Source organism: Draconibacterium sp., assembly GCF_041583095.1.
GTDB lineage: Bacteria > Bacteroidota > Bacteroidia > Bacteroidales > Prolixibacteraceae > Draconibacterium.
Map to the genome: position 1 here is coordinate 1 of NZ_JBFHGM010000230.1, position 8010 is coordinate 8010.

Here is an 8010-nt window from a genome sequence, read left to right on the forward strand (position 1 = left end):
ATTGATTTAAGCGCTTTTTGTTTGGTATAAAACGAGGCACTTATAATTGTACTTTATTTCAATTTCCTTTCTGAATTTTCAAGTTTGTTTTTTTTAAAAGGTACCCTTTGTGTTCTAAATGTACATTAAAAGAGTCCCTATTTTTAAAATTCCACCCCGTTCCAAATGGCACATTCGCCCGATTATCGCGTTCCAAATGGCCCGCATGTTCCAAATGGCCCGTTTTTATTCAGTAGGCAATTCTCCCCCAAAATCAAAAATACAAACCGTAATAATCAGAAAATCAGTTGTTAAGAGTTTTCTTTTTCGGTAAGAAATCAGCTTTTCGATTTTTTGGCATTCCAATTGGCTTAGGGTCACGTCATCGCAAACCAAGATGGCTTTGATGTTTAATTTAAATCTAAAACTTATGAACGCGTTATTGGCTTTTTTACCAATTGTAGTAACAATCGTATTGATGGCGGGATTTAACTGGGGAGCAAAAAAGGCGCTTCCGTTATCCTGGGGCCTGGCTGTTTTAATAGCATTGGTCTATTGGAAGATCGATATTCTGAGTGTTACCGCATATTCTTTTTTCGGTGTCTTAAAAGCAATGGACATTCTGATCATCATATTCGGAGCCATTCTGATTCTGAATACATTAAAAATATCGGGTGCCATGGCATCCATTAACAACGGGTTTCAGGGAATCACCCGCGATCGCCGGATTCAGGCGATCATCATCGGTTATATGTTCGGTGCATTTATCGAGGGCGCTGCCGGTTTCGGTACTCCTGCGGCTTTGGCAGGGCCACTGCTGGTCGGACTGGGTTTCCCTCCGCTGGCTGCGGCAATCGTGGCGCTGATATTTAACAGTGTCCCTGTTCCGTTTGGCGCAGTTGGAACGCCCATTTTTGGCGCAATGAGCACGCTCGAAACCAATTTGCAACAGGTTGGAGCCGATCCGACGGTGTTTCAAATGATGCTGACCAAATGGGTGGCATTGCCCAATGTGGTGGCTGGTACGCTGCTTCCTTTGCTGGGTTTAATGATTATGACCCGGATTTTTGGTAAGGAGAAATCGATTAAACCTGCTTTGCAGGCTGCACCTTTTGCCTTATTTGCCGGCCTGGCATTTATGGTTCCTTACGCACTAATCGCTGTGGTGTTCGGTCCCGAACTACCCAGTTTGGTGGGATCGTTTATTGGTTTGGGAATTATAATTGTGGCAGCTAAAAAAGGTTTTTTTGTTCCTAAAAAAACTTGGGACTTTCCGCACGAATCGAAGTGGGCAAAAAGCTGGTTTTCGAATACCGACACCGGAACTGTTGGCGAAGCAAAAATGTCACTGCTTCGTGCATGGTCACCTTATTTGCTCATCGCGGTCATCCTGGTTGTGACACGTATTCCGCAATTTGGATTAAAAGGAATTTTGGCAGCACAAACCATACAAATCAATAATTTATTCGGAATAGATAAACTTGATTATGCCTTAAAATGGGCCTACTTACCGGGCACGCTGCCCTTTATTGTGGTAGCGTTGTTCACCCACGTTTTTCATAAAATGAAGATGAAAGAGGTAAAGGCAGCCTGGAAAATGACTTTCAATCAAATAAAAGGAGCTGCAATAGCTTTATTCAGCGGGGTTGCTTTGGTGCAGATCATGCTAAACTCGGGAACAAACGGGGCAGGCTTGGAGAGTATGCTTACTGAAATGGCGCGTACAACTGCATCTATCTCGGGACACGCTTACCCGGTTTTTGCACCGCTTATAGCCATTTTGGGTGCTTTTATGTCGGGTTCTGCAACGGTTTCAAATATCCTGTTTGCTTCGTTCCAGTTCGAAACAGCAACCTTGCTGGGCATACCGCAAATTCTGATTCTGGCTATGCAGGGAATTGGCGCAGGTGTTGGAAATATGATTTGTGTGAACAACGTGGTGGCCGTGTCGGCTACTGTTGGTTGCATCGGGTCGGAAGGAAGGATTATTCGCACCAATTCGGTGCCCTCGTTTGCCTATTATCTGATCATTCTGCTGATTCTCGGATCCGTTCTGTTTATGGGGCTAAATCCATTACCACTTTAAAATTTAAACAAAGAAATTATGCTTAGCGGAGAATATAAATTACTCTACGATTCGTTATTGTCGGTGATCGATGAGAACCGAATGTTTCACGATCCGATGCACACACTGGCATTGGGAACCGATGCGAGTTTTTATCGCCTGATTCCAAAGCTGGTAATCAAGGCCAGGGACGAAAACGAAGTGTCAACGATATTAAAGGAAGCCCAAAAACGAAAACTACCGGTTACTTTCCGTGCGGGCGGAACAAGTCTTTCAGGTCAGGCCATCACCGATTCGATACTGGTGATTGCCGGCGCTCACTGGCAAAAGCACGAAGTACTGGCGAACGGCCTGAGTATTCGTTTGCAACCCGGAATTATCGGAGCACGTGCCAATGCTATTTTAGCGAAATACGGACGTAAAATAGGTCCTGATCCGGCGTCGATAAATGCGGCTCAGATTGGCGGAATTGCTGCCAACAACGCCAGCGGAATGTGTTGCGGTACATCCGAGAACTCTTACAAAACGGTTGAAAGCATGAAAATTGTTTTCCACGATGGAACTTTGCTCGACACCGGTGATGAAAAAAGTAAAGAAGCTTTCAGGGAAACGCATGCAGGACTATTGGCTAACCTCACCGAGCTGGTGGAATCGGTAAATGCCAACGAGCCTTTGGCGCAGCGTATCCGCGACAAGTTCAAAATGAAAAATACAACGGGTTACAGTCTGAATGCGCTGGTCGATTTTACCGATCCCTTTGATGTGATAGAACACATTATGATCGGCTCGGAAGGAACTTTGGGTTTTATTGCCGAGATCACCTACAAAACGGTAATCGAACATAAATTCAAAGCCAGTTCACTGATGGTTTTCCCGGATATTGAAAAAGCATGTAACGCGGTTTCGTTGTTAAAAAGTGCCCCGGTGGCTGCGGTCGAATTGATCGACCGGGCAGGTCTTCGTTCGGTTGAAGATCAGGACGGAGTGCCGGCTTACCTGAAAGATTTGTCGGAAGGAGCCAGTGCCATTCTGGTGGAAACCCGGGCATCAGAGCCAACAGTTCTGGCTGAACAGATCGATGAAATTATAGAAACGATAAGCGATATTCCTGCCGAAATTCCGGTATCATTTACCGATGTGCCGTCTGAATTTATGGCTTTGTGGAAGATCAGAAAAGGTTTATTCCCATCGGTGGGTGCCATGCGAGAAACCGGCACAACCGTAATTATCGAAGACGTGACTTTTCCGGTGCCAAAACTGGCGCAGGCTACGCTCGATTTGCAGGCTCTTTTTGTGACATACGGTTATGACGAAGCAGTGATTTTTGGTCATGCGCTGGAAGGAAACCTGCACTTTGTGTTTACGCAGGATTTTGCCAGCGAAGAAGAAGTAACCCGCTACCAGAATTTTATGGACGACCTGGTGAAACTGGTAGTTGATAAATACGACGGCGCTTTAAAGGCGGAACACGGAACGGGCAGGAACATGGCCCCTTATGTTGAGCACGAATGGGGAAAAGAAGCCTATGATTTGATGAAAAAGATCAAGCAGATTTTTGATCCTCATTATTTGCTGAATCCGGGAGTTATCCTGAACGATGATGCGCAATCGCATCTGAAAAATCTGAAACCGCTTCCGGCTGCATCAGAAAAGGTGGACAAATGTGTTGAGTGTGGTTTTTGCGAACCCTCGTGTGTGGCCAACGAACTAACTTTGTCGCCACGCCAGCGTGTGGCGGTTTACCGCGAGATTTCACGTTTGCGGGTAAGCGGCGAGAAAGTTCATGAATTGGCGGCCCTCGAAAATTCGTACAATTATTCGGGAAACGAAACCTGTGCTACCGATGGGCTTTGTGCCTTAAGTTGCCCTGTGAAAATCGATACCGGAAAACTGATCAAGGAAATTCGTTATCAAAAACATACACCAAAGCAAAACAAAGTGGCCGACTGGCTGGCCGATCATATGGCCTTAACCACCAAAGTTATGCGTGGTTCACTGTCGGTTGTAAATCTTGCACATTCGGTGCTGGGAACCGTTTTTATGAACGCTGCCTCAAACGGTATTCATAAACTTTCGGGCAAAAAAGTGCCGCTTTGGAACGAATACATGCCATCGGGTGCGAAAAAAATAGTGCCCGGTAAGGTCGATTCGGCAAATCCTAAAAAGGTGGTTTACTTCCCGTCGTGTATCAACCGGTCGATGGGAAAATCAAAAGATCAAAAAGGAGAAGAACAGCTGACTGCTGTTATGGAACGCCTGATAAAAAAGGCCGGATACGAAATTATCTATCCCGAGAAGTTGAATAGTCTTTGTTGCGGAATGTCCTATTCCAGCAAAGGATTTAAGGAGCAGGGCTTGAGAAAATCGAATGAACTGGAAGAAGCGTTGAAAAGTGCCAGCCAATACGGCAAATATCCGGTTTTATGCGATATGAGCCCATGCCTGTTTACCATGAAAGAAAATATGAAAGACCGCTTAAAATTATACGAACCGGTAGAGTTTATTTGGGAATATTTAAAAGATGAATTAAGTTTTACTCCGGTGGCTGAGCCCGTTTCGGTATTTGCGGTTTGCAGTATGAAAAAAATGGGAATGGACGCCCGTTTGGTCGATCTGGCGAAGTTATGTGCTGAAAAAGTAGTTCAGCCCGAAACCAACTGTTGTGGTTTTGCAGGCGACAGGGGTTTTTCGTATCCCGAACTAAACGAACATGGCCTTCGTAATTTAAAGATTCAGCTGCCTGATGACGTAAAACAGGGGTATTCCACTTCAAGAACATGTGAGATCGGTTTGTCGAAAAACAGTGGAATTTCCCACAAATCAATAGTGTATCTGGTCGATCAGGTTACCGAACCGGCACCCAAAAAAGAATCGGTTAAAAAGGAAACCAAAACTGTTGCTAAAGAGAAAACCAAAACTGAAATGGCAACAGCAGTGATGATTTTACTGCTGTCGTTAACATCTTTGGTGAATGCACAGGACAAGATAAAAGTGGAAGTAGGCGGATTTGTATCTACCGAGGCGGTTTTCGACAGCCGGCAGGTAGTTTCGGCCCGCGACGGCGATGTGGTTCTATATCCAGCGCCTATTGTTTACGATGATAATGGAGTTGATATTAACGCAAAAGGCAACTTTAACTTTTTTGCTTTGCACAGCCGTCTGCGAGCAAAATCTTCAGGCTCCAAATTGTGGGGCGGAGATTTAAGCAGTCTTATTGAATTCGATTTTGTTGGAAATGCAAACGATAAAATCGGTACGGTACGTTTGCGTCACGCCATGGCCAAACTCGACTATGACAAAACAAGCATTATGATTGGCCAATACTGGAACCCGATGTTTGTTTTGTCGTGCTACCCCGAGGTTTCGTCGTGGGGAGCGGCGGCGCCAATTTCAACGCTGGCACGAAATCCGCAAATCAGAGTGACGCGCAAGTTTTCTGACAAATTTGTTGGATCATTAACCGCTTTATCGCAGCTGGATTACAAATCGCTCGGGCCGCAAGGACTCAGCTCTGTTTATATTCGCCAGTCGTCGATTCCTGAATTTGATGTGCACCTGGAATACGGTGCACCGGGCAAAAGCCTGATTGGTTTAGTAGCCGGAACCAAAAGCCTTGTTCCGCGCTTTGTAAACAGCGACGGCAATTATGTGGATGAATCACTCAGAACCTATCATGCTATTGCATATACCGTTCTAAAAAGCAAATCGATGACTTTTAAACTTCAGGGTATTTATGCACAAAACGGTACCGATCTAACCATGCTTGGAGGTTATGGGGTTAGCGAAATCAATACAGAAACAAACAGTTTTAAATATACACCGGTGAATACTTTTTCGTGGTGGACAGAAGTAATGACGCGCTTTACGAAGGTGAATTTTGGCCTTTTCGCCGGTATGGCTAACAATTTGGGTAGCAGCGACCCAATTGCCAATGGCGGAGAGGTTTATGCCCGGGGCACTAACATTGATTATGTTGCGCGAATATCGCCAAGAGTAATAATGGGAAACCAGGTAATTAAAGTGATGTTGGAATTAAACCAAACTTATGCAGGATACGGCACAGCCGATTCCGGTTTGAATGTAACGGATGTGGAGAAAGTGGGAAACACCCGCTTGCAATTACATGTGAAATATTCATTCTAGAATTCCAGCAGAGGTATTGAGTTGAGGAGGGAGGGGAGACTACTTGTAGTTTCCCCTGTTTTCGTTATGGAGCATAGTTGGCATCTCCAACTCCTTCTGATTTATTTCATTATGATTGAAAGAAAAACTTATATTTAATTGTTTATCTTAAAACAAAATTAGGGACAGGAATAGGCTTATGAAAAAATCACAAATAAAGAAGATGTTCTTCGGTTGTTTACTGCTTCCCCTATTTTTCATTTTTACGGTATCGGTATTTGCTTACGAACAGCCGTCGCATAAAATTTTGGTGCTGCATTCGTATCACCAGGGGCTGGATTGGTCGGATAATGTGTCGCGCGGAATTCAGGAAATTATGTCGGCACACGATGAAGAAGTCGAACTTTTTTATGAATACCTCGATACAAAAAGATACACCGATTCGCTTTATTTTTCTCGGATTGAACGATTTTACCGCGAACGTCTGCAACAAAATCAATTTGATCTGATTATAACGGTCGACGACGATGCGTTGAAATTTTTGCTCGATAACCGCGAGGAAATTTACAAGAATATTCCCGTTGTTTTTTGTGGAATTAACCAGCAAATCGATGAGCGCGTTATCAACGATGGAATGATTACCGGGATAACCGAACGCCCCGATTTTAAGGCAACCATCGATATCATGGAGAAACTGCATCCCGGATCGGGGCTCATTTATGTGGTGAACGATTTGTACACCACCACAGCCAAAATTAACCGGATGATGCTGGATGCGTTGCCCGAAAATTACCGAAACAAACTTCGTTTTATCGATAATGTAAGCTTTGATGAACTGGCTGAAGAAGTGGCCCGTGTTAATTCGCCCGACCTGATCCTGATGCTCACCTTCAACAAGGATAAAAACCAGGAATTTATATCGTACAAAGAAGAATCGAGGCTGGTAGCTGAAAATGCAAAAGTACCGGTTTATTCCAGTTGGGAGTTCTTTTTAAACCGGGGCATCGTTGGCGGAAAGCTAATCCGCGGTATCGATCACGGGAAAGAAGCGGCATTAATGGGATTACGTATTTTGCATGGTGAAAAAATATCGGGAATTCCCATAAAAGAAGATTTGCAGGGGCTTTACATGTTCGATCAGAATCTGCTGAAAAAGTATAACATCGATAAAAACAAACTTCCTGCCGAGGCCCGGATCATCAACAAACCGATGAATTTTTATTCCCTCAACAAAACAACTATCGTAATGGTGCTTTTGGTGCTGGTAGTGGCTTTTGTTATTATCCTGGTTTTAAGCCGGTCGGTTCAGCGCCGTAAAAAAGCCGAGAAATTGTTGCTCTTAAAACAGGAGCACCTAACGCTGGCATTTAAACAACAGCGGCTAATGGCCGAAATCGTAACCTACCTGAATTCCACCAACGATTTCACACAGGTGATCGATAAGGTTTTGAATGCTATTACGGGGTCAACTCATGTGGGAAAAGTAAGCTTGTACAGTTTTACCGAAGACGATAAGATTGGCCAGATTATCGGTTCCATGACCTCGGAAAAAGGAGAAGGCATAGAAGAAATGGACAGTAGCCGCACCGAGGCTATGCAAAATATCATCACACGGATTCTTAATAATGAAACCATTGTAAGCCCCGATCTTTCGGAGCTAAGCGCAGGCGAAAGGCAATTTTTTGAAAATCGGGGTATCCGTTCGGTAATGCTGATTCCGATAAAAGTGGTGGATAAAATAAACGGGATGGCCGGTTTTGCTTTCCAGGAGCCGCACGTTTGGGAAAAGGACGAACAACGCCTGCTTTTAACACTGGTGCGGGTAATTGCCAACGCCTGGGAGC

The 8010-nt window shown here is 44.5% G+C and carries 3 protein-coding genes; all 3 read left to right on the forward strand.

What is annotated here, in order from left to right; all coding sequences use genetic code 11:
* The first annotated feature begins 409 nt into the window (after nucleotides 1-409).
* Nucleotides 410-2065: an L-lactate permease gene (locus ABZB17_RS17400; protein ID WP_372651993.1), complete on the forward strand. Its 1656-nt coding sequence runs from the start codon at nucleotides 410-412 to the stop codon at nucleotides 2063-2065.
* 18 nt (nucleotides 2066-2083) lie between these two features.
* Nucleotides 2084-6187, forward strand: a complete 4104-nt coding sequence (locus ABZB17_RS17405; protein WP_372651995.1) for an FAD-binding and (Fe-S)-binding domain-containing protein — start codon at nucleotides 2084-2086, stop codon at nucleotides 6185-6187.
* Nucleotides 6188-6365: 178 nt separating this feature from the next.
* Nucleotides 6366-8010 (forward strand): ABC transporter substrate binding protein (locus ABZB17_RS17410; protein WP_372651997.1); only part of this gene is annotated, 1645 nt, incomplete at its 3' end.

Bases quoted from the DNA above. Each gene is read 5' to 3' on its own strand.
- ABZB17_RS17400 (WP_372651993.1), top strand. From the start codon at position 410: ATGAACGCGTTATTGGCTTTTTTACCAATTGTAGTAACAATCGTATTG.
- ABZB17_RS17405 (WP_372651995.1), top strand. From the start codon at position 2,084: ATGCTTAGCGGAGAATATAAATTACTCTACGATTCGTTATTGTCGGTG.